Source organism: Paenibacillus cineris, from assembly GCF_018333335.1.
In the GTDB taxonomy this organism is placed as follows: Bacteria; Bacillota; Bacilli; order Paenibacillales; family Paenibacillaceae; genus Paenibacillus_AQ; species Paenibacillus_AQ favisporus.
In genome coordinates this window covers 2,891,112-2,917,866 of sequence record NZ_BORU01000001.1, presented here as the reverse complement: position 1 = coordinate 2,917,866, position 26,755 = coordinate 2,891,112, and the positions used below count along the sequence as shown (strand labels likewise).

26 protein-coding genes and 1 pseudogene are annotated in these 26,755 nt (G+C 47.6%); 20 read left to right on the top strand and 7 right to left on the bottom strand.

Annotation, left to right across the window (positions count from 1 at the left end; all coding sequences use genetic code 11):
* Positions 1-321 precede the first annotated feature (321 nt).
* Entirely contained in the window at positions 322-762 is a 441-nt protein-coding gene (locus KI379_RS13580) for an NUDIX hydrolase (RefSeq protein ID WP_212983873.1), read from the top strand.
* Positions 763-1,254: 492 nt separating this feature from the next.
* On the opposite strand, the gene KI379_RS13575 is transcribed toward KI379_RS13580, so the two are convergent.
* A complete protein-coding gene (locus KI379_RS13575; protein ID WP_076165221.1) occupies positions 1,255-1,914 on the bottom strand; it encodes a flavodoxin family protein in 660 nt (219 codons plus the stop codon).
* A 111-nt stretch (positions 1,915-2,025) separates the two neighbouring features.
* Between KI379_RS13575 and KI379_RS13570 the strand changes: the two are divergent.
* Positions 2,026-2,896, top strand: a pseudogene (locus KI379_RS13570) (LysR family transcriptional regulator).
* Positions 2,897-2,921: 25 nt separating this feature from the next.
* Here the strand turns inward: KI379_RS13570 and KI379_RS13565 are convergent.
* Entirely contained in the window at positions 2,922-3,230 is a 309-nt protein-coding gene (locus KI379_RS13565) for a winged helix-turn-helix transcriptional regulator (RefSeq protein WP_076169262.1), read from the bottom strand.
* Between the two features lie 181 nt (positions 3,231-3,411).
* On the opposite strand from KI379_RS13565, the gene KI379_RS13560 reads away from it, so the two are divergent.
* The 6 genes from KI379_RS13560 (at position 3,412) to KI379_RS13535 (ending at position 9,696) form a co-directional block, all read left to right on the top strand.
* A complete protein-coding gene (locus KI379_RS13560) occupies positions 3,412-4,317 on the top strand; it encodes an NAD-dependent epimerase/dehydratase family protein (RefSeq protein WP_076165225.1) in 906 nt (301 codons plus the stop codon).
* Between the two features lie 628 nt (positions 4,318-4,945).
* Positions 4,946-5,653, top strand: a complete 708-nt coding sequence (locus tag KI379_RS13555) for a response regulator transcription factor (RefSeq protein WP_076165228.1) — start codon at positions 4,946-4,948, stop codon at positions 5,651-5,653.
* A gap of 71 nt (positions 5,654-5,724) precedes the next feature.
* Positions 5,725-7,077, top strand: coding sequence for a sensor histidine kinase (locus KI379_RS13550; RefSeq protein WP_244169138.1), 1,353 nt, complete (start codon positions 5,725-5,727; stop codon positions 7,075-7,077).
* A 112-nt stretch (positions 7,078-7,189) separates the two neighbouring features.
* Positions 7,190-7,909: a hypothetical protein gene (locus KI379_RS13545; RefSeq protein ID WP_244169139.1), complete on the top strand. Its 720-nt coding sequence runs from the start codon at positions 7,190-7,192 to the stop codon at positions 7,907-7,909.
* 339 nt (positions 7,910-8,248) lie between these two features.
* The gene (locus KI379_RS13540) at positions 8,249-8,755 is read left to right on the top strand and encodes an AAA family ATPase (RefSeq protein ID WP_076165236.1); all 507 of its coding nucleotides are present in this window, start codon (positions 8,249-8,251) and stop codon (positions 8,753-8,755) included.
* A 134-nt stretch (positions 8,756-8,889) separates the two neighbouring features.
* Positions 8,890-9,696 (top strand): nucleotidyltransferase domain-containing protein, encoded by an 807-nt coding sequence (locus KI379_RS13535; RefSeq protein WP_076165237.1) that lies wholly within the window; start codon positions 8,890-8,892, stop codon positions 9,694-9,696.
* A 173-nt stretch (positions 9,697-9,869) separates the two neighbouring features.
* On the opposite strand, the gene KI379_RS13530 is transcribed toward KI379_RS13535, so the two are convergent.
* A complete protein-coding gene (locus tag KI379_RS13530; RefSeq protein ID WP_212983872.1) occupies positions 9,870-10,433 on the bottom strand; it encodes an RBBP9/YdeN family alpha/beta hydrolase in 564 nt (187 codons plus the stop codon).
* Positions 10,434-10,540: 107 nt separating this feature from the next.
* On the bottom strand, positions 10,541-10,717 hold the full coding sequence (locus tag KI379_RS13525) for a hypothetical protein (protein ID WP_212983871.1): 177 nt from the start codon (positions 10,715-10,717) through the stop codon (positions 10,541-10,543).
* A gap of 392 nt (positions 10,718-11,109) precedes the next feature.
* Here KI379_RS13525 and KI379_RS13520 point away from each other — a divergent pair, with 392 nt between their 5' ends.
* From KI379_RS13520 to KI379_RS13495, 6 genes are all read left to right on the top strand, one after another.
* Positions 11,110-12,021, top strand: a complete 912-nt coding sequence (locus tag KI379_RS13520) for an aminoglycoside phosphotransferase family protein (RefSeq protein WP_212983870.1) — start codon at positions 11,110-11,112, stop codon at positions 12,019-12,021.
* Between the two features lie 112 nt (positions 12,022-12,133).
* Positions 12,134-13,120: a phosphotransferase gene (locus KI379_RS13515; RefSeq protein WP_212983869.1), complete on the top strand. Its 987-nt coding sequence runs from the start codon at positions 12,134-12,136 to the stop codon at positions 13,118-13,120.
* 389 nt (positions 13,121-13,509) lie between these two features.
* A complete protein-coding gene (locus tag KI379_RS13510; RefSeq protein ID WP_089547420.1) occupies positions 13,510-14,481 on the top strand; it encodes an ABC transporter permease in 972 nt (323 codons plus the stop codon).
* 31 nt (positions 14,482-14,512) lie between these two features.
* Entirely contained in the window at positions 14,513-15,391 is an 879-nt protein-coding gene (locus KI379_RS13505) for a carbohydrate ABC transporter permease (protein WP_076165251.1), read from the top strand.
* Positions 15,392-15,438: 47 nt separating this feature from the next.
* Positions 15,439-16,962: an extracellular solute-binding protein gene (locus KI379_RS13500; protein WP_212983868.1), complete on the top strand. Its 1,524-nt coding sequence runs from the start codon at positions 15,439-15,441 to the stop codon at positions 16,960-16,962.
* Positions 16,963-17,139: 177 nt separating this feature from the next.
* Positions 17,140-19,491: a helix-turn-helix domain-containing protein gene (locus tag KI379_RS13495; protein WP_212983867.1), complete on the top strand. Its 2,352-nt coding sequence runs from the start codon at positions 17,140-17,142 to the stop codon at positions 19,489-19,491.
* A gap of 256 nt (positions 19,492-19,747) precedes the next feature.
* On the opposite strand, the gene KI379_RS34300 is transcribed toward KI379_RS13495, so the two are convergent.
* Positions 19,748-19,924 carry a helix-turn-helix domain-containing protein gene (locus KI379_RS34300; RefSeq protein ID WP_306433687.1) on the bottom strand — a complete coding sequence of 59 codons (177 nt, stop codon included), beginning with the start codon at positions 19,922-19,924 and terminating at the stop codon, positions 19,748-19,750.
* Between KI379_RS34300 and KI379_RS34295 the strand changes: the two genes are divergently transcribed.
* The 5 genes from KI379_RS34295 (at position 19,925) to KI379_RS13470 (ending at position 23,583) form a co-directional block, all read left to right on the top strand.
* A complete protein-coding gene (locus KI379_RS34295) occupies positions 19,925-20,146 on the top strand; it encodes a hypothetical protein (protein WP_306433690.1) in 222 nt (73 codons plus the stop codon).
* 320 nt (positions 20,147-20,466) lie between these two features.
* Entirely contained in the window at positions 20,467-20,952 is a 486-nt protein-coding gene (locus tag KI379_RS13485; protein WP_212984723.1) for a GNAT family N-acetyltransferase, read from the top strand.
* A 307-nt stretch (positions 20,953-21,259) separates the two neighbouring features.
* Entirely contained in the window at positions 21,260-21,757 is a 498-nt protein-coding gene (locus tag KI379_RS13480) for an AAA family ATPase (protein ID WP_212983866.1), read from the top strand.
* Between the two features lie 615 nt (positions 21,758-22,372).
* Entirely contained in the window at positions 22,373-22,756 is a 384-nt protein-coding gene (locus tag KI379_RS13475; RefSeq protein WP_212983865.1) for a MerR family transcriptional regulator, read from the top strand.
* The gene (locus KI379_RS13470) at positions 22,753-23,583 is read left to right on the top strand and encodes an SDR family oxidoreductase (protein ID WP_212983864.1); all 831 of its coding nucleotides are present in this window, start codon (positions 22,753-22,755) and stop codon (positions 23,581-23,583) included. The genes KI379_RS13475 and KI379_RS13470 overlap by 4 nt, the downstream gene beginning before the upstream one ends.
* A gap of 77 nt (positions 23,584-23,660) precedes the next feature.
* On the opposite strand, the gene KI379_RS13465 is transcribed toward KI379_RS13470, so the two are convergent.
* Together KI379_RS13465 and KI379_RS13460 are read right to left on the bottom strand one after the other, a co-directional pair.
* Entirely contained in the window at positions 23,661-23,777 is a 117-nt protein-coding gene (locus KI379_RS13465; RefSeq protein ID WP_212983863.1) for a beta-galactosidase, read from the bottom strand.
* A gap of 150 nt (positions 23,778-23,927) precedes the next feature.
* Positions 23,928-24,752, bottom strand: coding sequence for an AraC family transcriptional regulator (locus KI379_RS13460; protein ID WP_076165266.1), 825 nt, complete (start codon positions 24,750-24,752; stop codon positions 23,928-23,930).
* A 124-nt stretch (positions 24,753-24,876) separates the two neighbouring features.
* On the opposite strand from KI379_RS13460, the gene KI379_RS13455 reads away from it, so the two are divergent.
* Positions 24,877-26,691 (top strand): alpha-galactosidase, encoded by a 1,815-nt coding sequence (locus KI379_RS13455; protein ID WP_212983862.1) that lies wholly within the window; start codon positions 24,877-24,879, stop codon positions 26,689-26,691.
* Positions 26,692-26,755: the final 64 nt, after the last annotated feature.

The window sequence follows — 26,755 nt, the reverse complement described above, 5'->3', positions numbered from 1 at the left end:
TTGTGTGCGGCGGCTCACGAACGGCGCGAGCATCGTGCGGGCGTTCCATACGTCGACGTGGGAAGCTAAAATAGAGGGCTCGTGAAAGGCACTTCATTAGGTGCCTTTTCTATTCACTCTATAGATGATTCCTCCTATAGATGATTCCTCATCACAGATGTAGTTTTAAGCATTTTATAAACTGAGTGCGATAAGCTGATACCCGCATAAATGGAGTTACAAAGCCAAAATGCCTTCAGCATTAGGCTAAAGGGCAGGATAGTTCATATAAAGTAACGAATTGTTGATAATTCACATTTCTTCGAGAAAGGGATTCATTAAATGAAAAGAGTAGATGTTGCCTACGTGCTTCTCTTTGATGAACAAGAAAAAAATGTATTGATGGTCAAAAACAAGGGTATGAAATCTTCCTACTATACACTTCCTGATGGAACAGTTGAACGTGGAGAAACACTTGAAGAAGCTGCTATTCGTGAGGTAAAAGAAGAAACGGGCTTAGAGGTTGAAATAAATGGTATTTTCAGTGTAAGCGAAGCGTTTTTTGTAGATAGGGAACATCACACAATTTTCTTTACCTTTAGGGGGAATGTAATTGGTGGAGAAATAAATATCTCATTTCCAGAAGAAATTGAGGAAGTTACTTGGATGGAACCACAAAGAGCAGAGGAATACATACATATACCAAGTGAGTTAAAGGAACTTATAATTGGTAAATCATCAGCACCATATGTACTCAGAGGAACTATCAATCACAATTCTTAATACGGTTTGTTGAAGTAAGGGGAAACGATAGTTGAATAAACGAACAGGAAGAAGCTGCCGATCAGCACCAGGTACGTTAAATATCCAACTGGATGAACCTTACGATTTACCGAATAACGTAATCCACTTAGAAAAAAGGGAATACTGCAGAACAGTTTCAGTTAGTATTCAAGAATGTTCGATATTCGGAAGGATGGCAGTTATTTTAAGAACAGACGGGAACGCATCAGATAACGGTGACCATCCTGTAAGACGACAAAAACATACATCTTTAGTACCGCTTAGCTGCTGCTTTTTTTTCTTTTATATATAAAGGGATATGATTTAAAAATGTGAGTATGTCGAGGTGAAAAATGGAGACAGACTCGTATTTTGGATTCAATAGATGCTGAAATATATCGTGACTTAAAGTTAAAGCCTCTGAAGGAAAATCCAGAGGCAATAACGGTCAAGTACATAGTCACCCACTAGGCGCATCAGTAGCCGTGTTGTTCAATCCGTGGCAGGCCATACCCTACCACTTCTTTCCATATCAAGACGGTAGTCGGTATATTTGCGCACGAATAAGTCGCGCCCAAGCTGCTCTGCAGCCTGCATGGGTAAACCCGGATCGTGGATCACTTCTCCACGGCTATTGCTGACCCCGCGGACGACGCCGACGAACTCGGAGTGAGTGTATCGGGAAAATTCCTGAAGTTGATGAATGATTCCGAGCGTAGCTCCCGGGTACGTCTCCTCGGAAGATAACACAAGTCCAATGCGTTTGCCGGACATGCGCTGGATGATCTGCGCCGAATCGGGATGGGAAGCCGCATTGTAACAAAACGTGCGGTCAAAGAATGATTTCGTTTGGGCGGATAATCCGTACCAATAAACCGGGGAGCAGAACACGACTCCGTCAGCAGACAAATAGTCGTCGATAAACAACGAACGAAAGTCGTCAGCGATTGAACATTCTCCGTCAGGCTTCCGGCATATCCTGCAGTCGCGTAGAAAACTCGAAATGTAATCGTCTATAAACCTTATTGCCACCGTAGCTCCGGCTTTCTCCGCACCCCGACGGACCGCATCAGCCAGCTCGGAAGAGTTGCCGTTCCGTCGGGGACTTCCTATAAGAACAAGCACCTTTTGATTCTCTGTCGTTGAAGTCATCTTTTACTCCTTTCCACCTCCGGGTGTAAAGTCATTTTCCATAAGCAAATTGTAATCTAAATAATCCATACCGTATAATGATTGGTATTGATATATCCATCTTTAATATTGATGGGCTTTCGGAGGAATATAGATATGGAAATGATGGACCTTAAAGTGTTCATAAGCGTGGCAGAGGAAGGCGGGATTTCCCGCGCGGCGAAAAAACTGGATTATGTCCAGTCTAACGTGACGGCCCGGATTCAGAAGCTGGAGTCGGAAATCGGAGCCGATTTATTCCATAGATATCCCAAAGGGGTCCGACTGACGGAAAAAGGTGCCCAGTTTCGCGATTATGCGCTCGCGATCTTGAGCCTTGCCGACGAAGCAATTAGAGCGGTGCAGGAGAAGTCGCATCCCAGTGGACCTCTTGTTATTGGGGTGGTGGAAACCGTGACCTGCGGCAATTTCATGAATGTGTTGTCGGATTTTCAATCCTGCTATCCTGAAGTGTCGTTGTCATTGGTAACCGGATCCTCATCTGAGCTGCTGTCAATGGTGATGGACTGTAGGCTTGACGGAGCATTCGTGACGGGCGATATAGCGCCATCGCAGTTGATTTTCGAATATACGGTAAAAGATGAAATTATGCTTTTGACCAGCGGGATGGCTGGCGCGTACCCAGATTTATCGAGCGCAAGATGGGCGGTTTCTCCAATAGGTTGCCCTTTCCGAAGGGTGCTTGAGGAGCAGTGCGGGAATTTTGCGAAAGAACTTCATTGAAATTGGTTCGCTGGAAACGCTGATGAGCTGTGTCAAGTCGGGGCTTGCCTGCACACTGCTGCCGGCATCCGTCCTTAAAGGGGAGTACCGGTCGTTAGGGTCTTACCAGATACCGGAACGCCTTCGCTTTACGAGCACGAGTCTCGTTCGCCGAAACGACCGATTCAGCAGCAAAGCGTTTGCGGCTTTTGCCGAAATGGTACGCTTGAAAGGGCTGTAATTGAACGCGTCTTGACGAAAATGAGTTAATCTGCGGAGTTGTCGGCACACCTGTTTAAGGATCGCGCTCGGTTTAAATGATCTTTTCCCCATTGTTCGAGACAATCCAGAACGGGTCCAAGACTTTTCCCATGATCTGTAAGTGAGTATTCAACCTTAGGCGGAATTTCCGGAAAGACGGTCCGGTGAACGAGTCCGTGATTTTCCAACTCACGCAGGTGCTTTGTCAATATTTTTTGTGTAAGTCCGGGAATAAGCTTCGGAAATTCGCAAAAACGGACAGTCCTTTTTCGTAAATGACACAAAATTAGTAGACTCCACTTGCCGCCGATCATGTTCAGTGTGACGTAAGCGGCATAGTCGTTTTCCTCGTTTTTCACGGTTCTCCCTCCTGTTTAATACTTTCTTATTGGAAACTAACGCAATTAAAAGTGCCTACTTAACAAGCATGCATGTTCCCTTTATGGTAAGGATTGAAATTAATTTTATTTTTTATTATATAGGGAGGCTTCTCAAATGAACAAGAAGGTGTTCGTGACCGGTGCGACGGGCTATATCGGCGGGTCGGTCGCGCTCAAGTTGCGTCAGGCAGGTTTTCAAGTAACAGGGTTGACCCGAACAGACGAGGGAGCTGCCAAGTTAAGGGAATTAGGTATTTCACCATATATCGGCACTCTAAACGATTTCGAACCGCTCATACAGGCGGCAAAGGAAGCTGACATCGTGGTTAACGCTGCGGACTCGGATAACATCTTCGCGGTGACGACGCTATTAACGGCGCTTGAAGGAAGCGGCAAAACGTTCGTTCATACGAGCGGTTCCAGTATTGTCGGGGATAAGGCGGCGGGAGAATACGCCAGTAAGGTGTATCATGAAGAAATCATCGAACCACTTCCCGAAAAATTGGCGCGCGTCATGATCGACCGGACAGTGCTCGCGGCCGCCAATCGCGGCATACGTTCGATGGTCATTTGCCCTTCGCTGATTTATGGCACAGGTTATGGTATCCATAAGGATAGCATACAAGTTCCTTGGCTGATCGAGCTTGCATTGAAGCGTGGGGCAGCGTGTCATATCGGAAAAGGCGAGAATGTCTGGTCGAACGTTCACATCGACGACCTTGTCGAGCTATATCTATTAGCGATAGAGCGCGCGCCGGCCGGTTCTTTCTTTTTTGCCGAGCACGGCGAAGCCTCCATGAAAGAGATTGGTGAGGCGATCAATCGGGCATTCGAATTAGGGCCGGAAACGGAAATGATGAGTCTTGATGAGGCGATTAAGCAATGGGGCCCTGAAGCTGCTCATTTTGCTTTCGGTTCCAATAGCCGCATTCGTTCGACAAAAGCACGAAAAATGCTGGGATGGAATCCGAAAGGGACTGCGCTGCTCGAAGAAATTGAAAATGGGTGCTATAAAAAGTGACGTTCTGATATGAGCATAGGAGTCAAAAACGTTCAACATGCCAGGCATTCAGACTGCAAAGTTTGAATGCCATTTTTTTGTCAAAATGCATAGTTAGACGCAAATTTACTGTAAGATGACAAGATCATGCACACTTAAAGCCGCGTAACAGCGGCTTTGTTTGTTGTAACGATCTATGTTCTTGTAAAAAACCGACGACAAGAACATATATGGTTAATCGTGCTTGATAAGAAGTATCAACCACGGATGTGCTTGCCTGGGTAAATGCACGTTGTTCGGTTACCAGAAATATAAGGCATAAGGCAATGGGTTATTTCGTGCAGGTATTGGGGGATAGTTCTAAGCTTCCAAATATGCGTGGCTGAGCAGGGCGAAAGAAGAACCAACAGCGATAAGCTGCTGTCCGCGCTGACGGAGTTATATAGCTTATAGCTTTATCTGGGCTGCGTTCCGACAGATTGAATATATTGTAGATTTGTTTGCATTTCGAGAGCGGGGCGTGAGGATAGGTGTATGTCCATTGACAATATACCTCATCATCCAGTTGATGGAGGAATCTAAAGTGTCTGTGCTAAGATGAGTGTAAATTATGATTCAAGCTGGGGAACAAGGCTAGAAGGGGTGCACATTGAAGAAAATACTTGTCATTGACGATGAAGTCGCAATCAGAGATTTAATTGAGCTTGTACTGAGAAGAGAAAACTACGTCGTTCAAACGGCTGAAAACGGTAAAGTAGCCCTGCAGCTGCTCGATGCTTTTGGGCCGGACCTGGTGGTGCTTGACTTGATGCTGCCTGACTGCTCCGGATATGACCTGTGCAAGGAAATCACCGGGAAACGTGCTGTTCCTGTGATCATGCTCTCTGCCAAAAATGAAGTAATCGACAAGGTGTTGGGACTAGAGCTAGGGGCGGAAGATTACATGACCAAACCCTTTGACAATCGTGAATTGCTCGCTCGGATCAAGGTGATTCTGAGAAGAAACGAGAGCAGGGAGGAATCAAGTGAAGGAACAGAAGTGAAAGCTACACGCATCATTCATGAAGAGCTGACATTTGATCTGGAAAGCCGAAGGGTGCTGAAAAACGGTGTACCCGTGTCTTTAACGGCAAAAGAGTTTAAAATTCTGGAAACGTTACTCAAAAGACCAGACAAAATCTTTACCCGGGATGAGCTGCTGCAGATCGGATGGGGATATGACTTTATGGGAGACAGTCGAAGTGTGGATATGACCATCATGCGATTACGGAAGAAGCTGGAGGATAACGCAGACGAACCGAAATATGTCAGGACGATCTATGGATTTGGCTATCAGCTTGGAGGTGGCGAGGCCTGAAGTATGCAACCCGGTTACTGCTGAATTATTTATTTTTCTCCGTGCTGTCCTTTGGCATCATCATTTTTGCGGTGAATAAAGCCATCGATTACTACAGCTTCATTACCATTGAAAAACAGATGATGGAGAAGGCGGATCTGTCCGAGTTATCCTTTCGTGAGGTGTTGGCACAGCATAGATCATCGACAGGAGAGCCGCAGACAAAAGAAATCGTCAGACTTGCTCTGGAGAAGCTGAAAGCTTCAGGCAAGGAAGTACGTATATATGACAGCTCCAAGAAGTTGCTGGGCTTGGCTGTGGATGGCATCATCATTCATGATGGCAAACCTCTTATTTTTGAAAAGAATATTGAGAAAGCCCTGAGCGGCAGTTACGCCTACACCGTAACGGAAAATCATCTGCTTTATTTTGCCACTCCCATTCAGGATCAATACTACCAAAACGCTTATGTGTATGAGTTCGTGGAGGACATTTCCTACTTCTATGCGATTATGGATCAAATCCGTTATATCCTGTTTGCGGGTGCAGGCGGATTTATTGTACTGATTACGTTATCCAGTCTGTGGATTGCCCGCAACACAACCAAGCCGATTAAGCTGTTGCTTGGCGCCGCGCAAAGTTTCTCTAGACAGGAGTTTCGGAGAGTTCATCTAAATCGGAAGGATGAGCTGGGCATGCTGGCAGATGGGCTGGATTCCATGGGTCGGCAGCTTCATGATTACATTCAGTACCAGAAACAATTTGTCTCTAACGTATCTCACGAGTTAAAAACACCATTGGCAGCCATTCGTGGTTTCTCTCAATACTTGGTTGAAGGGGAGAACGAGAACAAGGAGCTGCAAAAAATCTATGCTCATCTGCTTCAGGAATCGGATCGGCTGACGCGCTTGATTAATGAATTGTTGTTGCTATCCCGATTCGACAAGGCTGGTTCTAACGAACTGGAAGTCGAGAGGACGGAAATGAACGGACTGATTCAGCAAGTCGCAACGAATATGGGTGCCAAGGCCAAAGACAAAGGAATCAAGATTATGTTCAGGGAGGCGGAAGCGGAACCGGAGGATAAGCTTCTGACGAGAGTCCACGCCGACGTGAATCCCATGCTGATGTCCCATGCGATCGCCAACCTTGTGGACAATGCCATCAAATATTCAGGCAGTCCATCGCTAATCGAATTGAAGTTGGAACATACGCCAAGCGAGGTAGTTATACGGATACGTGATCAAGGTATCGGTATCGCGGGTGATGAGCTGGAGAGAGTGCAGGAACGCTTTTACCGGGCGAAAAATGCAAGCACAGCGAACGGTTCAGGTCTTGGACTTTCGATTTGCAAAGAGATTGTAGAGCGGTTTAATGGATATATCGACTTGGAAAGTCAAGTCGGGGAAGGAACGACCGTTACGATTGTGTTACCCCGTGCGTAAAGACGCGCATAAATAGTTACGTTACAAGATTGATACAATTCTGTTATGAGACTAACAAATGCCTTTTTTATAATCACTTCATAAGAAGAAATCACACATTTATGGAGGGATCATGATGAAATGGATAAATAAAGCTGCAGCTGGTATCCTGCTGAGTATTTTACTAACGATGGCACTGACGGGCTGTCAGTCCAATGGTGCTAAGTCGCCAGAAGCGGCGCAGAACTCGGCTGAAAAAAACACGTCGAACGAACAGGCCGAAGGCGAAGGAGCATCAAATTCTACTGCGCCTGCTTCAGGAAATTCGGGAGGACAGAGTGCTGAAGCGATTAAGGAAGGTTCGATGGAGAAGGAAGGCAATGTGGTGCTGAAGGAGCTTGCTTTTGTCTATAATGAGCACACCATTGCAATTTCGGATACAGCGAATGAAGATCAGATGGAACAGATGCTGGGCAAACCCGATAATCTGAAATCTCATACGTACAGTGCCGGCGATGGAACAAACATGGATACGTTAATCGGTTTTACAGAAAAGGTGTATACGTATCCTGGTCTGGAGATTAAAACAATCAGTATACCGGAGGGGAAACAAGACTCCATCTTTCATATCGAAATGAAAGATCCTAAGTACGCGACAGTGCGAAACATTAAAGCAGGGGATAGCCTGGATATACTCAAAAACGCCTACCCTGAGGGGAAACTGCTTGGTGACGGAGCCCCTAATGAGGAGGATGAATTCCGTTACGAGCCATCCAATTATGTGGATGTGATGTCGTTTCATATCAAGGATGCTAAGGTGGAGAGCATTCAGATCTATAGCCTTCTGGATTAATATTTAGTGATCGATGTTGGTAAGCCATTCATACGATTCACCTTTAATACCTGCCCGGGAGAGGGGCAGGTATTTTCTCGTGTATAGACTCGCACATGTCGAAGGACAAGAACATAGCCCCATTGAGAGTCGCTATTATAGCGGCTTTTTTGATCCGATTACCGATTAGATAAGCATTGAACTATTAATTAAATTTATTAAGCTAACAGGCAGGGGAGTTTATTGATTTCACGAATACTGTACATATGAAGTTATTTACGAAGTTCGTAGATTAGACGTTATAAGAAACCGGCGCAAAGACGAATAACCAAGGTGCTTTTCCCGAAGGAGATGAGTTCAATGCTTTACATATTTAGTGGACTGCCGGGCACCGGAAAAACCACATTATCATCGGCTTTAGCAAGAGAACTAAAGGCTACGTATCTTCGGGTCGATGTCGTGGAGCAGGCTATGCGAGATGCTGGAAAGACCATCGAAGGGCCTGAGGGTTACATTGTGTGTTATGCCATTGCATCACAGAATCTTCAACTGGGCCTAGATGTGATTGCAGATACAGTTAACCCTATCCAAATTACGCGCCAGGCATGGCGCAACGTGGCCGATTCTCTCGGAATACCTTATGTGGAAATTGAAGTACTTTGCTCTGATTATATCGAGCACAGGAATCGAATCGAAATGCGTACAGCTGATATTCCAGGTTTTATACTTCCGACGTGGGAGCAGGTCAGAAATAGAGAGTATGATGTTTGGGATCGGGACCACATAGTCATAGATACAGCTCATCAAACTGTAGAAGAAAGTTTAAATACATTATTTAAACAATTGGAAGATAGAAGACTTTCTTGAACTAACGAATATCAGGTGGACAACCCTGCACCGTAACCGCATCGCGGCCGTTCCCTTCGGTCACTTAAGTCGGTGAGGGTTCGTGAACGCCTGAACGTTAGCCGAAAGAAGTTTTTAGTTTAGGAGGAGTCGATATGATATTAGAAAAAGTTATAAAAAGAATTGAAATACAAAGTGAATATAAGGATTTTGTTGATAAGTATGTGGATCATATCCTTAACGAATTTAAAGATAAGATTCATAGCATTTATATGTGTGGCTCGATTCCCAAAGGAAAGGCTACACCTTTTAAGTCAGATGCAGACTTTACTATTGTATGTGCAAATCCTGAAGATATTGATTACGAAAGATTGTCAAATATGAAAGACAGGCTTTTAGATGAATATCCCGTAGTAACTAAGATTGATACGACTATTTGCTCGATTGACGATGTATTAAGTAAACCAAATGAGTGGGGTTTTTGGGTAAAGATTATTTGTGTTTGCATATATGGTGATGACGTTGGTGAAAAAGTACCCCCGATTATGATTTCTCCAGAGTTCATTTTAGATTTAAATACAGAGACCAAGAAGGAAGTAGATCGTGTACATCGTTCACTTTCTAATGCTAGTGATAACACAATGAAGAATAGATATATTAAAGGTTACTCTAAGAGATTAATTCGTGCATTATACTCTTTAGTTTTAGAAGATACAGGTGTATGGCAAGATGACATTATTATGATGAAGAATGCCATATTAAACTATTGTGACATTGACTCCGCTTTAGTTGATTATCTGTATGCTTGTTACTTGGATAGTCATAATGTACTTGTTGAAGAGTTTCTGGGAATTGCAGATGAAGTATATAGCTATTTTGAGAACGCGTTAAATGCTATGGCTGCTTCCAGAAATTCCTTCGACTATCATGATATTGACGTTCCTGGTCACTCTGAGAAGTGAGTGACCACATCCAGTCCCCTGAGCCCGTCTGGACGTCACTGCATTAGTTGTTCGGCAAGCCTCACAACGATAAGCAGCGACTCTAAGGGGCCAGGACGTCGTCAATACAAAACGTTATCATAGTCCCATTGAGAGCCTCTATTATAGCGGCTTTTTTGTTTACCGTAATCGAATCATAATGTAACTTGCTCGTTCAAGCATACATCAAGAATCCATGGCCACGGACCGTAGCCCGCTTCAACGTTGATATGTCCCATTTTAGGCAACATCACGCAAGGAACCCCTAGGTCAAAGTACTGTGAAGCATCTTCCACCGAGCAATAAGGATCTGTTGACGATAAAACCAACAACGTTTTTTTCGCACCCATTCCGATCTCATGCATGTTTTCCGGTACAGGAAAAAAAGTCATCACTGGTTCATATTCCAAAAATGGCGAGGGTGGGGCTATAAGAATGGCTCGCTGAATTTTTCGGTTCGGAGTTGAAGCCGCGTAGTGGAACCACATGATGCACGCTAGACTATGAGCCACGACGATGACTTCTTCATCGTTTGGAATTTCTTCAAAGACAGAAGATAAATGATCGAGCCAAACATCCCTGTCAGGTTGATCTTTATCTGGAAAGTCAGGAAATCGGACGGTTTCACCTCTTTTTACTAGCTCTTGATGTAACCAAGTTTGCCAATGATCGGGGTCACTGCCGCCGACCCCATATAATAGTAGAAAACTTCTGCTCATGATGAGAGACACCTCCAAAATGGTCGTTGTGATCATTGTACACGATTCCTATCACTTTAATCTTCTTGTTCAAAGTGGCTTGTATGAGTTCCCACCCAACGTATGATTCAAAAACCATGCTCACACATTTGGAGGTAGCCAAACGGCATCCCCCTTTTTTGCATGACCTGGATCGACTGGACAGCATTCCGGGGATTGCCCGGCGACCCGCTGAGCAGATTCTTGCCGAGGGTGTCCCCACTGTATTCTACACTTGCCAGATGAAATCCTATGTTTTTTAGCATTCCCTCCAAAATCCACCCGAATGTTGAATATTCATCCCTGACATGTGCGCAAAATCGGCTTGATGAAAAATCAACGATTCGAGATCCTGAACAAGTTCGTTTGGTTTGTTTGAATCAGAAACGAGCGATATGAGTAACTGGTTAACTGAAAAAATAATGATGGATAAACATGATATTCAAAACCTAAATGATCAATGAAACTGGCTTACTGGCGTTATTGCTCCATTGTTTTGCTCACGGCTTATGAGGCCGTATCATTCCAAATTTCATCAGGTATCGTGGGCTTGGCGGACATCGGATCCACTATTCCCTAGAGCAGCAAACAGGGCTTTACAACACCTTATGTCGAATAAGAGAGGAAGTAGATCACTTTCTGAAAGGAGTCATTTGGTATGATTGTAATCCCTGATACGTTTATTAAAAGAATGCACGAACTCAACGGTAAGCAAGGCGTAACATGGGCGGAAGCGTTGCCTGGATTGATTGCCGACTGTGCAAGCCGTTTCGACTTTATCCCAGAAGCTCCATTTTCCGATTTATCCTATAACTTCGTGATCCGTGTAAAGCGCAGCAATGGGAAGCCCGCCGTCCTCAAATCATCTTTCAGGAAAGATGAGCTTTCTAGGGAAGTTAGTGTGCTTCGGGCTTATGAGGGCCGGGGGGCGATTCATGTCCTAGATGCAGACGATGAATGGGGCGTGGCCCTGCTAGAAGGTGCCGACCCTGGCACACCGTTGTCATCAATTGAGGATGATGCGCGTGCGACGGGTCTCTTTTGCGAAGTATTTCGCCGCCTTCATCTTCCTGCACCAACCAGTAGTCGGTACCCATCCATGAGGGAGCATTTTGCGGCAATCGAGCGATACCGCGAGCGATTCAACGACGTGAACATTGCCGGGCCACTGCCTAAGAACTGGGTGGAAAATGCTGAAGAATGTCTGTCGTATCTCATATCGACCACGAGTGAGAATCTTCTACTGCACGGCGATCTGCATCATGAAAACATCCTTCGCCATGGCGAGGAACAATGGGCTGTCATTGATCCCAAAGGCATCATGGGTGACATCCATTTTGATACTATCCAGTATCTGCTAAATTATGAGGATCGAGGTGGTGACTGCGAGCAGGTTCTGCGGAGCCGGATTGCAATCATAGCCGATCGTCTTGACCTGGACCCTCACCGAATCGCAATGTGGGGTGTGGCGCGAGGCGTGCTTGAGGCGTGCTGGGCGATTGAAAACGGAGGAACGGATTGGTACAGAGGGATACAAATAACGGAACGCTTTGCCAAGTGCCTGCATTGAGATCTATACAAAGTGGGGGGGTTACGCTAACGGGCAGGATAACGCAAAAGCAGGTTATATAGGACATCATGAGGAATATAACGTACATACCGTAAATTTTGGAGTTGGTCAAATGGAGACGATGTTATCAGAAGAAATGATCCGAGATGACTTAATAAAAACATTTCAACGCCTTTTCGATTTGGATGTGCTTGAATCTACTGTGATAAGACGAGGTTGGTTAAACTTAAAATGGAAAGTTACAACTGATTCAGGTCAATTTCTACTTAAACAATACAACAAAAACAGATATAGGATGTATAAACCAGAGGAGCTATTGCTTGCATTCTCTCAACAGGTTAGATTATTTGACAAAGGTCTTGCGTGTCCCAATTTGTTATCACACCATAAAAGTATATTACTTGAATCTGATAACGGAGAACTCTTCACGGTGATGGAATATTGCCAGGGCAAACTAATTCCACCAGGTAAAGCTAATGTACATCAAATATACGATTTAGGTCGAGAAACAGGAAAAATGCATCGATTATTAAACGATGGGACACTTAGTATTCAAAATAAACCACAATTTATCCCTCCAAGGCGTGAGGAACGCTTAGCACATTGGAACTCAGTTTGGGAACAGACAAAGGAAGCTGGTAAAACTGAATTGCTTTCTGATATAGAGACTCAACGAAGGGCAACTGAAGATATAGATATAGAAATACTCGAATTACTTCAATCAGGGTGGGCTCATCGTGACCTTTGGGTCGATAATCTATTATTTAATGATAGTCGACTAACTGCAATCCTTGATTTTGATCGGCTAAAATATGACTATCCGCAGTTAGATGTTGCTCGTGCTGTTATATCATGTGCGTTAGATGATAATTTAGATGTCTCCCTAGCCTCAGCATTTATGGAAGGATACAGCGAAGAACACACCGTAGTAAAGGGTTACTTAACAAACTCATTAAAGTTGTTGTGGTATATGGAAAGCACCTGGTGGATAAATGCTAACATGGATGAACATAGTATACCTCCCGCTCGCTTCGCAAAGGAAATGATTTGGCTTGCTGAAAATCAAAAGAATATGTCCGATTTGTTAGGGAATATTTAGATAATACCATTTTCTGTTAAGCTAACGGAATACAATAGTTCAAAACAACTCACAGCAGCCGGCAAGTAATCGGCTGCTGTTCTTGTTAAGCTAACGGGCAGGTTAACACAAATGAGATCGATCTCAAATTGATTAGGAAGCCAAGTTCCCCGACTAGGTGGCGCAGCGAGGCGCCGCTTCCTTCAAAAAAACAGCCAGCTGTGCGCCGGCTGTTTTTTTTGCCGAATAGTCCGCCGCAGAGGGTTTTTCGGGCCCCCGCAAGAATGGTCAACGCCAGGAAACGGGCGAACAAGAATGGGCATTTGCCAGAAATGGGCAGGGCATGTACCCTTGCCTTAAGACGCATGAAAGCGTTGACAATCACCTTTACCGATTCGAAGGAGGAATCCATGATGGACGTGCCTGCGGATAAGGTTACCGCGGCCGCCGAGGGCAAAAAAGCCGTCGGCTCCCCGCCCAGCCTCGTCTGGGGGGGCCTGAAGAGAGACAAGTATTTGTATTTGCTGGCACTTCCGGGACTGATTTATTTCATCGTTTTCCGGTACGTGCCGATGTGGGGGGTGATCATTTCATTCCAGGAGTATTCGCCCTATCAAGGAGTCCTAAACAGCCCGTGGGTCGGATTCGATCATTTCGCACGGTTTTTCTCGAATCCGGATTTTCTTCTGCTGTTCCGTAATACGATGGCGATCAATCTGCTAAGCCTGATCTTTTTCTTCCCCCTGCCGATTCTGCTCGCCGTGCTACTAAACGAAATTCGCGTTTCGTCTTACAAAAAAGTCGTGCAATCGATCATTTATTTACCTCATTTTCTGTCCTGGGTCATCATCGTCGGCATCACGTTTCTGCTTCTGTCCACCGGCGACGGCGTCGTGAACAAGCTGCTCGTCGCCTTCGGCTTCGATAAGGTCGATTTTCTAACGAACAAGAACTATTTCTGGGGACTGCTGACGCTCCAGTCCATCTGGAAGGACGCAGGATGGGGCACGATCATTTTCCTTGCCGCCATCGCGGGAGTCGATCCGCAGTTGTACGAAGCAGCCAAGATGGACGGAGCGAGCCGACTTAGGCAAATCTGGCACGTGACGCTGACGGCCATCCGTCCCGTCATCGTCATTCTGCTCATTCTGCGGATCGGTCATATGATGGACGTCGGCTTCGAGCAGGTGTTTCTGATGATGAACGGCGCCGTCTCCGATGTCGCGGACGTCTTTGATACCTACGTATACCGTCTCGGTGTCCGGCAAGGCCAGTTCAGCTTCAGCACCGCCGTCGGCTTGTTCAAGTCCGTCGTCGGCCTGCTCCTCGTCATCGGCGCCAACCGATTGGCCAAGAAGTTCGGCGAGGAAGGCGTCTACTAACCCATTTCACCTGCTGGAGGCGAACGTTCCAATGAGAGAAAGCTTGGGAGATCGCGCGTTCGGTGTCATCAACGTCATCGCGCTCGGCTTAATCAGCCTGATCACTTTCTTCCCGTTCTATTATGTATTCGTCGTGTCATTCACCGATCCGTCGGAATTTATCCGGAGAGGGCTGGTGCTGTTCCCGCAGCATTGGAGCCTCGTATCCTACAAATATTTGCTCTCCACCGATGCTTTCATGAGAGCTATCGGGAACAGCGCGTTCTTGGCGATCGTCGGTACCGCGCTGAGCCTCATCGTTACTTCAGGACTATCCTACGCGATATCCCGCAGAAGGCTGCAGGGAAGGCGGTTCATCATGCTGGCCATCCTGCTGACAACACTATTCAATCCGGGCATCATTCCACCGTATCTGCTTGTGCGGGATCTGCATCTGATCAACAGCATCTGGTCGCTTATCTTGCCGGTGCTGACAAGCGGCTGGTACGTGCTGCTGATGAAGGGCTTCTTCGACAGCATCCCGTCCAGCCTGGAGGAAGCAGCGCGGATTGACGGCTGCAACGATCTCAGCGTCTGGTACCGGGTCATCCTGCCACTGTCGCTTCCATCCATGGCGGCGTTCGGACTGTTCTACGCCGTCGCGTACTGGAACACCTTCTTCACGGCGCTACTGTATATTAACGATTTCGCGAAGCATCCGCTTCAGGTGCTGCTGCAGAACATGCTGATCGACGCATCCACCGCGGCGGGAGGGTCGGCCGCGGCTGAGATGATGTCGGAGCAGCGCATTCCGCCAGAGACGCTCAAGATGGCCGCCGTCGTTATCGCCACGGTACCTATCCTACTCGTTTATCCTTTCTTGCAGAAGCATTTCGCGAAAGGAGCTTTGGTCGGTTCCGTCAAGGAATAGACGAAGGCCAGACGATTAGAAGCAAAATAAAAAGGGGAGGTTCGCGTATGCGAAAAAGAAGGTTCAAGCTTGACAAAACGAAGATTACCGTTTCCTTGCTGTTCATCGCAGCCCTGCTGGTCGGCTGCAGCGGCGGAGGAGGCGGGGGAGGAGCTTCCGGCGACGGTCCGCTGAATGTCAGCATCATGACGATGTATTACACGCCGGAACCGCCGGGCAAGGATAACGTCGTCATCAAGGAAATCGAGAAGCGGACCAACACCAAGCTGAACATTACATGGGTCTCGCCGAACAACTATGCCGACAAGGTGAACGTAACGCTCGCCTCGGGGGACATTCCCGATCTGATGCTGCTGGATAACGCCTTCACCGCCCAGGTTCGGACGATGGTGGCGCAGGGAGCGTTGTGGGATCTCACCCCATATATTAAGGACTACCCAAATTTGATGAAATTTCCGAAGGAAACCTGGACCAATACAAAGCAGGCTGACGGCAAAAACTACGGAATTCCCCGGGTCCGTCCGGTCGAAGGCGGCGGCTTCGTTTACCTACGCAAGGACTGGATGGACAAGCTGAATCTCGAGGTTCCAAAAACAATCGACGAATTTTACGATGTCCTTAAAGCATTCGTTGAAAAGGATCCGGACGGCAACGGCAAGGACGACACGATCGGGTACGCCAGCTTCGTCGACCAATCCGGCATGGCCTCCCTCGGCCAGCTGCAGAACGTCTTCACAAAGACGAACGGCGATTGGTCGCTGGTAGACGGCAAGCTTGTGAACGTCAATCTGCTACCTGGTGTCCGAGACGCTCTCGTCTGGATGAACAAGGCGTACCGGGAGAAGCTCCTTCCCGAAGATCTTGCGACGCTAAAAAACTCGCAGGCGAAGGATTTGCTCAAGGCGGGCCGGGCGGGAGGCTTCCAGGATACGGTCGAAGCCGCCTGGGAACCGACGGAGGAGCTGCGGAAGACCGATCCAAAGGCGGACTTCCTTCCGCTTGTCTCTCTGAACGGCTACGTCAACCGTGATTCCGGCTTCTTCGGAATGTACGCGATTCCGAAGACCGTGCCCGAAGCGAAGATGAAGAAGCTGCTCGAGCTGATGGACTACGGCGCTTCTGACGAGGGCAGTGATTTGGCAAGCTTCGGCATCAAGGATGTACATTACAAGGAAGAGAACGGCGTGAAGGTGCCGACCGAACAGGCTAAGACCGATATCGTCGCACAGCAGGCGCTCGGCCAAATTTTCATCAAATACGACAAGTATTTGCGCGCCTACCGTTCGGGTATGCCAAGCGACATACTGGAGCGGAACAAGCAAATTATTGACGAGCGGGCCAAGCTGAGCGTGCCGGAGGTTGCGGTCGGTCTCAATTCCGATACGAATACCAAGGTCGGCACCGAGCTGGGCAAGAAAATTCAGGACATGAAGACGAAGGTCATTTTGGGGAAAGCGCCGATCGAAGAGTGGGACAGATTCGTTGGAGAACTTAAGAACGATCCCGACCTGCTTAAAATCACCGAGGAAATCAATGCGTCCTATCAGCAGCGGATATCCAGCTCCGAATAAAGGTTTGGAAAGCACCACCCTCTTTTTTCTAATTTGGAAAAAGAGGGTTTTTCCCTTTCATCCCACGAGAACCGTTTATTTTCGGGAGTAGGCCAGTTAAGGCGTTTCAGTCGGCAAGGGAAGGTTATCGGACCACGGTCCGGGCAGCTATTGAAAAAAAGAAAGGCAGGGAGCGTCATGAACCATTTCGTCCAAAGGGACTGGCCGGATCGGCCGCCGGCGATCAAAGGCCGTTTCTACCGAAAAAGCCTATTGATCGTGCTGAGTATCACATGCCTACCGACGGCAATTATTGGAATAACACTCTATCTACTCGGCAGCTCGCATATCGGCAAGGAGGTGACGAGTTCGAACGAGGCGCTACTCCTGAATGCGGTAAAGCGCATTAACGGCGATTTGAACCAGCTCGAACTGACGGCGACGCAGTGGGCGTTCGACCCGCGGTTCGACGGAAGTCTCAGGAACGTCGATCTGAAGGACCAATATACCGTTACACAAAACCTGTACCGCACCTTGACGGTTATGAAGGGCTTCTATCCGCTGGTCGATCAGGTGCATCTGTTCGTCGACGGCAAGTCGCCCGTCGTTGTCTCCGACTTCGACGGGATCGAAGCCGTCTCCAGCCCAGACGATCTCGCCGGCTACCGGGCGGTCATGTCCAGCAAGCAAGGCGCGTTCTGGCTGAACGGCTTCCCACGGGTCAACCGGTCGGACGATCATACGGTGGCGCTCGTACATAAGGTTCCGGGCATCGGCCAGCCTTACGGTACCCTGATTTTCTATTTGGACCGGGATAAGCTCGTAAGCCTGGTGCATGAGCTGTCGCTCGGCAAGGCCGGCAGCTCCTTCATTATCGACGAGAAGGGCCGCTTCGTCGTGACCGAAAAAGGGGCGGGCCTTCCCGAAGGAACGCCGTTCGAGACTGCGCTGGCTGCCGAAATCAAGCGGCGTGAAACGGGTTCCGGCACGTTCCTGTACAACTTTCAGGGCGAAACATATACCGTTACGTTCGGCGATTTTACCCGGCTGGGTCTGCATTGGACCTACGTCACTGCCGCTTCGCTTTCCTCGATGACGGCTCCGGTCAAAATGATGTCCAGGATGATTGTCGGTGTCAGTCTGTTCGGCTTTGTCGTTGCGCTTCTTCTGTCGTGGCTTGCCTCCAAGCGGATCTATCATCCAATCCACCGGCTCGTCGGTTTGTTCCATGACGAGAGACGTGCGCCCGATCCGCCCAGCGACGAGATCGGCTTTCTCGAGAAGCAGTGGCGCCACCTGAACCGGGAAAGCCGCGAGCTGCGGGAGAAGCTGGAGCAGGCGCAGCCCTGGATGCGTTCAAGCTTTTTGCTTCATCTCATACAGGGACATTATTATTCCTTCACGGAAGAGGAACTGCGAGAGAGGATGAACGCCTACGGCTGGAGCATGGACGGCAAGCGGTTTCTGCTCGTGCTCCTCCAGGTTACTGGGCTCAGCCGGCTGCAGGGGCGCTTCACGGACGGCGATGCTCAGCTCGTCTCCTTCGCGGCAGCGAATATTGCGCAGGAGTTGACCGCCGCTCGCGGCGAACAGGCGGATATCGTCAATTTCCAGGATCTATCCGTAGGCATCCTGTTGTCCTTCGGGCGGGAGGAGCCGGAGGAGGCGGCACGAGGCAGCGCCTTCCAGCTGGCGGCTTCGCTCGCGGAAACGATCTGCGCCGTGCTGAAGGTGCAAAGCACAATCCTGATAGGTCGGCCTCTGCCGAGAATTGCGGATTTGCCGGAATCATTGCGGCACCTTCGGCAAGCCGCCCGCTACCGCGATGTTCAGGAGGAGACGCAGATTCTTTCCCTGGAGGACCTTCTTCCCAGCATGGGAAGGGAGGCCGTGCCGTATCCGTTTGGCGCGGAGAAGGAGGTGAAGCAGGCAATCCGGATGGGGCTCCCCGAGGAGGCGGCCGCCGCCGTACAGTCTTTCGTGGAAATTCTCGTGCAGGAGGGAGGCAAGGAAATGTTCGTCCAGGACGGCGCGCTCCAGCTGCTCGGCAGCATCCAGCACGCAATTCTGGAAGCCGGCTACCAGCCGCGCGGACTGTACGGTGACGATGATCTGTACGCCGAGCTTCGCGGAATGCGGGATCCCGAGAGGATGACCGAATGGTTTCGTGTCCGCGTAATCAAACCATACGGGAAAGCGCTGGCCTGCGACAAGGCTTTGCATCAACGACGGCTCGTCGAGCGGGCGATGGAGTACGTCAAAGAGAATTACGACTCTGACGTCTCGCTGGAGCGCTGCGCCGAGGATTTGGGGACAAGCCCGTTCACGCTGAGTAAGGCGTTCAAACATATCGCCGACATCAATTTCATCGATTACTTGATCCAGCTGCGGATCGAGAAGGCGAAGGAGCTGCTGGACGACACCGACATGAAGGTTGGCGAGATTGCCTTGCAGATCGGCTATCAACCCTCTTATTTGAACCGGCTGTTCAAGAAGCTGGTGGGCGTTACACCGGGGCAATACCGTGAGCGGAAGGCGAATCTCGAGTGAACGCTTGCGATAAATAACGGCGATCCACCCCGCGGCTGCGCCCTTTTCCGAACAGTACGGGCGATGGGAGTTCGAATGCGTAGAGCTTGAGAAGTTCGCCATTTCATCAACAACGGGTGAAATATAGCTTAATGATGACCCGAAGACAGCAGACCACAAAGATCGGCACGGCAAGTCTCAATCGATTGCCTGCACCGTCTCTTTCCGCAGCCTTTTGATGTCACTGATCGGTGGGAGACCAAACAGCCTTGCGTATTCACGGCTGAAATGCGTAGGGCTCTCGTAACCGACACGATAAGCCGCCTCGGCGGAATCGGGGGATTCGGCTAAATAGCAGACGGCGCGCCTCTTGAAGGCGAATTCGTTTCAGGTACTGCAGCGGGCTCAGTGCAGTCAATTGCTTGAAGTAACGATGCAGCGACGAGGGTCCCATATGGGCCGTTCTCGCGAGATCATCGATATGAAGCGGCTGGGCATCCTCCAACTTGATGCGGGCGATGACTTTGGCGATCCGACACGTACCGCTGCCGGCGAGGGCAAGCTGCTTAAAGGCTCCGCCTTGGCTTCCCCTCATGATCCGGTAATAAATTTCACGGACGACCAGCGGCGCCAGAGAGGAATGTGCGAAAAATGGCTTGAACCGGTTCTTAGCTAACGGGCGGCGTAGTGACAGATTACAAACTCTTGTAAAAATACATGAAACAATACGAATCAAAATAATAATATAATATTTGTGTGAAATCGCTTTCGAAACGATGTGATACGGTATTCAAAAGAGAAGCATTCAACTCACAAGCCTAGAGGAAGCACCTAAGATCCGGTAAGTTTTTTGGTGGAAACATGCAAGGAACTTTACAAGCGTGTCAACTGGCATGGGTTTGGATTAGGCTACTGGCTGTCGAAATGTCAGCATAGGTACGATTGCAAAGGTAAATGTGTAAAGGAGGTTCTGCTTTGGGAAATGACTATACACCTATGGCATTCCAGTTGAAAACTGAACGACTCGAACTGAATATGTGGGAGGAATCCGATGCAGACTGGCTGAGGCATCTTATTCGTGAGCGTGGAATGGACATGCCTACACTCGAAGCCACTCGAAGCCTAATCATCGATATGCGCAAGAAAGCACTCGAAAATGGGATTTCCCTGCTCACTATTCGTCGCCGTGACGAGGGCGATTTCATCGGATACTGTGGCCTTATTATCGGTCGTACTACACTTGAAGAGCCTGAGATCGCATACGAACTGTTCCGCAGTGCTCACGGTAAAGGCTATGCGACTGAAGCAGCGTCCGCGGTCTTGGACGCCGCGATAGCCACCAAGCGCAGTCGGCTCTGGTCTACTGTGGGTGCATGGAATGCTGCATCCTTCCGAGTTCTCGAAAAACTAGGCTTTGAGCGGCAACATAGTACCTGGAAAGAGAATGGAGAAGAAATTGTTTGGAACAAGCGTGAACTTTAGAGAGATGGACAATTTAGGGCTTTGCTGTGAAAAAACTAATCGTATCTCATTGATCTCATTGTTTTCACGTTGGCTTCACTAACGGGATTGTAAAAACAAGATCAAAGGGCCATCCCTCAAAGGATAGCCCTAAAACTTGCCGTTACAGACAGTGCGGTGAACCGTATCACAGTAAATCATTAAGCTAACGGGAAACGATAGCTGAATAAACGATCAGGGAGAAGGCTGCCGATGCTGAGCGGCAGCTTTATTAAGCTAATGAGCAGTTTAATATATTGTGCTTATACAGTTGAATGGAGGGTCTGCCATGGGCATTAGAAATTATCTGATTGGAGGCGTTTCCGGCGCTGGCAAAACTACGGTCTGCAACGAATTGCAGCGGCGCGGCTACCATGCTATTCATGGTGACCGTGAATTGGCTTATCAAGGCGATCCGGAAACGGGTACCCCGACGGATGGCTTTAAACCCGAACACCACATTTGGCATGTTGATAAAGTAAAAGCATTGGTCGACAATCAGGATGAGGCGGTAACATTTTTCTGCGGTGGTTCGCGGAATTACCCCAAATTCATCAACCTCTTCGACGGCGTGTTTGTCCTTGAGGTCGACCTGGAAACCTCTCTCCGGCGGATTGATGAGCGAGTGGCGCTGGACCCAACTGAATGGGGTGGCAGACCAGAAGAACGGGAAATAAGTGCGCGCTTGCATCAAACGAAAGAAGGCGTTCCTACAAACGGGATTATAATCGACGTCACCGCACCGATTGCGCACGTCGTTGACGAAATCCTCCGTCAAATCGAGTAAATGAACGCCAACGACAGTAACTTACGGGCGCTCAAGGACAACCCGATACATCAGTGCACCCCGATACGAATAGCATCATCCACTTACGTAACGGGAAACGATAGCTCAATAAAGAATTTGAAGGCAGCCGGTTACTTAGATCGGCTGTCTTTTCTCAACTAATGGGTAGTTTTCAGAAGCAGGTGAAAAGGACCATTGATAAAGATGGTATCTCTACATTCGGTTATCAACGCGCTGGAAATCTAAGTTCAGATGAAAGGGAAAAACATGGACAGTACAAAAATCAAGCTGAGTGGGCACCAACACGAGCTTTTGAAGTCATAATGAAAGGGTGTCCCAAAAGTAAACTTGGAACCTAATGCAGCCCAAGACGAGAACTTGTACCGATTACCGATTAGATAAGCATCAAACTACATTTCACTGCACTCATTCATAAAGCTAACGGGCAGTTTATCACAGCAAATATTACGAAACCGGACAACGTCCTGCGAGTTATGACTAGATTAATTGCCAATCCCTAAGGGGCTCTTTTTTATTAAATCTTTTTTCTTGACCTTTACATTAATGTGAAGCTTTATAATTAAGCTAACGTTCCCAATCGATGAGGTGATTGTTTTGAAGATCGGAAAAATAAGAAAAATAACTGGAGTTAGTGCCCGTTCGATTCGTTATTATGAGGAGAAAGGATTGATCAAAACATCTCGTCAAGAAAATAATTATAGAGAATATGACGAAAAGACAATCGAATCCATTAACACAATTCAACTTTATTTAGGATTAGGACTGACAACTGACCAAATTCGGGACATTATCTTCTGTAGATTTCCTGAGCAACAAGAGCATAAAGAGAAAGACGTCTATTGTGAGGAATTGCTGCTTATGTATCAGTCGAAAATGCACGAGATTGACCAACAATTAGATGCTTTAACCAAAGCGAAGTTCAATTTGGCTGAAAAAATCGATCAGATGGTGCAAAAACGGGAGGAGGATAATAAATGACGATATTAATTGCTGGGGCAACGGGAACCGTAGGGCGGCATGTCGTGGATCAACTCCTTCAAAGGGGACAAAAGGTACGTGCATTGACACGTAATCCGCAGCAAGCCAATCTTCCTCATGGTGTAGAGGTTGTCGCGGGAGATTTAAGTGATCCAAGTACGCTAGTTTCTGCGTTGGTTGGCATCAGCGGCATGCATTTAATTACAACAGGTGCCGAATATGCCCCGTTACAAACAGGACCAGAAATCGTTGAGCTTGCTGAGAAGGCCGGGGTGCGAAGGGTTACAGTTTTGTGGAACGGAGAGAAGGGCCCTTTTGAGAAAGCGGTTGAGTCAAGCCGTCTGGAGTGGACTCAGCTTCAAGCTTTTGAATTTATGGCAAACGCACGGAAATGGGCGAACTCTATACGCTCCGAGGGGGTTGTTCGAGACCTGTTCGGAGGATCACGGATTGCTCCTGTTCATGAAGCCGATATTGGAAGAGTCGCAGCAGTTGCACTAACTGGGGAAGGTCATGCAGGTCAAATCTATACATTAACAGGGCCTGAGAGTTTATCGGTTCAAGATAAAGTTCGGATAATCAGTGAGGTTATTGGACGTGAAATTCAATTTATCGAAAGCTCTGAAGAAGAAGAACGTGAACAGATGAGGAAAATGGGTGTACAGGAGGATGCAATAGATTATGTGATTCGTTGGCACCTTAATCCGCCTAAATCTGCCTATACCGTTATGTCGACAGTGGAGAAAGTAACAGGACACAAACCGTATACGTTCGCAGAGTGGGTTAAGGAGAATGCAGAATTTTTTATCAATTCGGATAACGCTTGAATCTATTATTTTATTAGACAGATGTGTCAGAGCACACATCGCTGGTAGCGATACGTTCAACGATTCGTTCTGAATTGTTAAGCTAACGGGAAACGATAGCTCAGGCGGACTCCCGTATCCCGCATTAGCCTTGCATCCTGCTCCCACATCGACCGCTCCCAGTGCTGCGGGTAATAGTCAACACCCATTCTCATTTCATATCCACCCCTATATCCCAATACTGTCACATTAAATTATAGAGCACGCTTTCATTGTGAACCATGGTTATCAAGTCATGGAATAGCACGAAATAGACACTAGTGTGCACAAAAAAATGACGCACCAATCGTGCGTCATTTACGTTTTCATTCGTAGTTATTGATGGACTGTTGATAGAAAACACGTTCTCTCCATTGCGTGGGGGTCATATTAAAGTGTTTTTTAAACTGCTTTGAAAATTCCATCTGATTGTCATATCCGACACTATTGGCAACTTCTTTTATGGTCATGCTGCTCTTTTTAAGAGATTGCGAAGCCATCTCCATTTTAAGAGAAATAATAAATTGCTGCGTACTTATGCCGCAAATGCTTTTGAAGATGCGTGCCAGGTGACTGCGGTCTATGTTTAAAAAATGGGCAATTTCGGAAACGGCTATCCGTTTGTGCACATTGCTTCTTATATAGTTTTTGGCATAAGAGACATAGGTTTCTGCCGTATTCTCATCTTTCGTCAACAATTTGCCCTTCGTAAGCGCCGCGATAAACGGCCAAAAATGGCTCATGATCGTTTCAAAGTCGGTCCAGCCTAAATCGATTATATTCTTCAGCGCGTTTCCGACGCCGTTATCATCATTGATGACGTGGTTCTCGTTCGAGAAGCCTGTCACGGACATCATCTTCTCCGAGAAGCTGCCGTCAAACTCTATCCAGCGATACAGCCACGGATCATGGTCATCCGCCTTATAATAAGCCGTTTGTTTCGGATAGATCAGGAAAAACTGTCCCGCGTGTACTTGATAAACTTTTTTATTAATATGCAACTCGCCATGCCCGCTGTAAATGTAATGGATGAGATAGAAGTTACGCGCCGCGGGCCCGAAGGAATATCCGTTATCGCACTGCTGTTCCCCATATTGCATGGGATAAATATCGGATGAGATTAAAGGACTTTTAGCATAATAGAGTTTCATTGCATTCAGCTCCCGGAACTACTATATCACATTTCCCCATAATCACTCGATAAAAACACATTTATCTACTCCACTATTTATCCTATCATAACAATAAAAATGCAACTAGCGAGGAGGATTTCTTATGGAGAAAGTATCAGCTAAGGTTACGTCAAGGACAGCGCCGGACAAGATCACGGATCCCGACTACATGTTTCCGGCTTTCTCGAACGGCAAGGTGCTTCTGAATAAAAAGCAAGGACGCCTCCCTGCCATGGGCTGGAACAGCTGGAATGCCTTCGGCAGCAAGAACAACGAGGCTCTCACAAAGACGATGGCGGACACGATCGTCGATTTGGGACTTGCGGAGTTGGGATACCAGTATGTCGTGCTTGATGACGGCTGCTATAAATCCGAACGCGTCAACGGATTGCTTTCTAACGAATCGATTAAATTTCCAAGCGGCTTTAAGGCGCTATCCGATTACATCCACGGCAAGGGACTTAAATTCGGTATGTACAACGATATAGGGACACATCTTTGCGCAGGCTCCGCGGTAGGCACTTGCGGCTATGAGGATGTCGACACGAGGTCTTATATAGAATGGGGGGTTGACTTTATCAAGGTTGACAATTGCTACTACCTTTGGGATAACGCCACGTTCTCGGACTCTGCAAATGCCAAATATTCCTATGCCCCGAATATCAGAAGCATAACGGTTATGGGCGACAAACTGAATATTACTTTTAATGCGGTGAAGGACGGTGTGCTTCTAGGCCAGGGCGCATCCAAAAACAGTGGCGACTATGTAACAAACATCGGTACCTTCGATGGAACAAACGTGGGGACAACACCTGTGGGCGACCGCTGGGGAGAGCTGGCGTTTACCGTGAACGCGCCAGCTGGCGGAAACTACGCCATAACCGTCAATTACGCAAGCGGCGAGGAGAATGGCATGGGACGCTGGCTTCAGCTTGCGGTTGGAAGCGCAGAGAATGAAACCCGATATTTTGATGATTTGCTTCCCCTTACCGAAAGTACGGCTGCCTTTTCAGATTCGGAAGAAATAACGGTTTCCCTAAATGAGGGAGAAAACATCATCCGTCTTATGAACCATAGAAGGCAGGAAAATACCCTTAATTCCTATGCAGTTTTGCTGGAAGGCTTGAACAAGGTTGACCCTAACCATGATATTGTATTCTCCATCTGCGAATGGGGGAAAACGCAGCCGCAAAACTGGGGATATAAGGTTGGAGACTCCTGGCGCATTCTTAACGATATAACCTTCAGCGTCGGCTCCGATGGCAATCCGGGCTCCGCCGAATGGAGTTCAAACCATACCGCAAGCATAACCTCGCAATATAGCAAGGCGGTCATTATGGATGAGTTTGCCGGGCTTGATAAGGGGTGGAACGATCCCGATATGCTTGTCATCGGTATGAACGGGATCACGACGACCATGAGCAAAACGCATATGACGATGTGGTGCATGATGAATTCTCCGATTATGCTTGGAATGGATTTAAGACGGATTGCAAAGGGCGACGAGCTATGGAGGATTATTGCGAACAAAGAGGTCATCGCCTTGAATCAGGATCCCCTCGGTGTCCAGGCCAAAAGAATTTACTGCTCGATCGACTATGACAATCCCGATACGGCCTATATTGCGAATATCAACCGGGTTGATATTCTTGCTAAGCCTCTTGCGAACGGAGATATGGCCATATCCTTTATCAATCTCAGCGACTCGAAAGATACGAAAATGCACTCCGTTGATGTAAGCCGCATTATCGATTATCTTGGGCATAAAATGGTTGATGCTGAAAAATTCAAACATGCTACAAGCTATTGCCTAAAAGATTTATGGACAGGCGAGGTTACAACGAGGATATCAGAGACCTTTTCTGTTACAGGCATTGACGCCTATGACAATGTTACCCTAAGAGTTACCCCTGTATAGTAAGCTGATGATTGAGGATCTTGTTACTACCGAACAGTTTGTGACCATGGTCATTAGAAGCATA

What these genes read in the sequence shown, in the direction of transcription:
- KI379_RS13580 (WP_212983873.1), top strand. Translation starts at nt 322, where the DNA reads ATGAAAAGAGTAGATGTTGCCTACGTGCTTCTCTTTGATGAACAAGAA.
- KI379_RS13575 (WP_076165221.1), bottom strand. Translation starts at nt 1,914, where the DNA reads ATGACTTCAACGACAGAGAATCAAAAGGTGCTTGTTCTTATAGGAAGT.
- KI379_RS13565 (WP_076169262.1), bottom strand. Translation starts at nt 3,230, where the DNA reads ATGATCGGCGGCAAGTGGAGTCTACTAATTTTGTGTCATTTACGAAAA.
- KI379_RS13560 (WP_076165225.1), top strand. Translation starts at nt 3,412, where the DNA reads ATGAACAAGAAGGTGTTCGTGACCGGTGCGACGGGCTATATCGGCGGG.
- KI379_RS13545 (WP_244169139.1), top strand. Translation starts at nt 7,190, where the DNA reads ATGATGAAATGGATAAATAAAGCTGCAGCTGGTATCCTGCTGAGTATT.
- KI379_RS13540 (WP_076165236.1), top strand. Translation starts at nt 8,249, where the DNA reads ATGCTTTACATATTTAGTGGACTGCCGGGCACCGGAAAAACCACATTA.
- KI379_RS13535 (WP_076165237.1), top strand. Translation starts at nt 8,890, where the DNA reads ATGATATTAGAAAAAGTTATAAAAAGAATTGAAATACAAAGTGAATAT.
- KI379_RS13530 (WP_212983872.1), bottom strand. Translation starts at nt 10,433, where the DNA reads ATGAGCAGAAGTTTTCTACTATTATATGGGGTCGGCGGCAGTGACCCC.
- KI379_RS13525 (WP_212983871.1), bottom strand. Translation starts at nt 10,717, where the DNA reads ATGCTAAAAAACATAGGATTTCATCTGGCAAGTGTAGAATACAGTGGG.
- KI379_RS13520 (WP_212983870.1), top strand. Translation starts at nt 11,110, where the DNA reads ATGATTGTAATCCCTGATACGTTTATTAAAAGAATGCACGAACTCAAC.
- KI379_RS13515 (WP_212983869.1), top strand. Translation starts at nt 12,134, where the DNA reads ATGGAGACGATGTTATCAGAAGAAATGATCCGAGATGACTTAATAAAA.
- KI379_RS13510 (WP_089547420.1), top strand. Translation starts at nt 13,510, where the DNA reads ATGATGGACGTGCCTGCGGATAAGGTTACCGCGGCCGCCGAGGGCAAA.
- KI379_RS13505 (WP_076165251.1), top strand. Translation starts at nt 14,513, where the DNA reads ATGAGAGAAAGCTTGGGAGATCGCGCGTTCGGTGTCATCAACGTCATC.
- KI379_RS13500 (WP_212983868.1), top strand. Translation starts at nt 15,439, where the DNA reads ATGCGAAAAAGAAGGTTCAAGCTTGACAAAACGAAGATTACCGTTTCC.
- KI379_RS13495 (WP_212983867.1), top strand. Translation starts at nt 17,140, where the DNA reads ATGAACCATTTCGTCCAAAGGGACTGGCCGGATCGGCCGCCGGCGATC.
- KI379_RS34300 (WP_306433687.1), bottom strand. Translation starts at nt 19,924, where the DNA reads ATGGGACCCTCGTCGCTGCATCGTTACTTCAAGCAATTGACTGCACTG.
- KI379_RS34295 (WP_306433690.1), top strand. Translation starts at nt 19,925, where the DNA reads ATGGGCCGTTCTCGCGAGATCATCGATATGAAGCGGCTGGGCATCCTC.
- KI379_RS13485 (WP_212984723.1), top strand. Translation starts at nt 20,467, where the DNA reads ATGGCATTCCAGTTGAAAACTGAACGACTCGAACTGAATATGTGGGAG.
- KI379_RS13480 (WP_212983866.1), top strand. Translation starts at nt 21,260, where the DNA reads ATGGGCATTAGAAATTATCTGATTGGAGGCGTTTCCGGCGCTGGCAAA.
- KI379_RS13470 (WP_212983864.1), top strand. Translation starts at nt 22,753, where the DNA reads ATGACGATATTAATTGCTGGGGCAACGGGAACCGTAGGGCGGCATGTC.
- KI379_RS13465 (WP_212983863.1), bottom strand. Translation starts at nt 23,777, where the DNA reads ATGAGAATGGGTGTTGACTATTACCCGCAGCACTGGGAGCGGTCGATG.
- KI379_RS13460 (WP_076165266.1), bottom strand. Translation starts at nt 24,752, where the DNA reads ATGAAACTCTATTATGCTAAAAGTCCTTTAATCTCATCCGATATTTAT.
- KI379_RS13455 (WP_212983862.1), top strand. Translation starts at nt 24,877, where the DNA reads ATGGAGAAAGTATCAGCTAAGGTTACGTCAAGGACAGCGCCGGACAAG.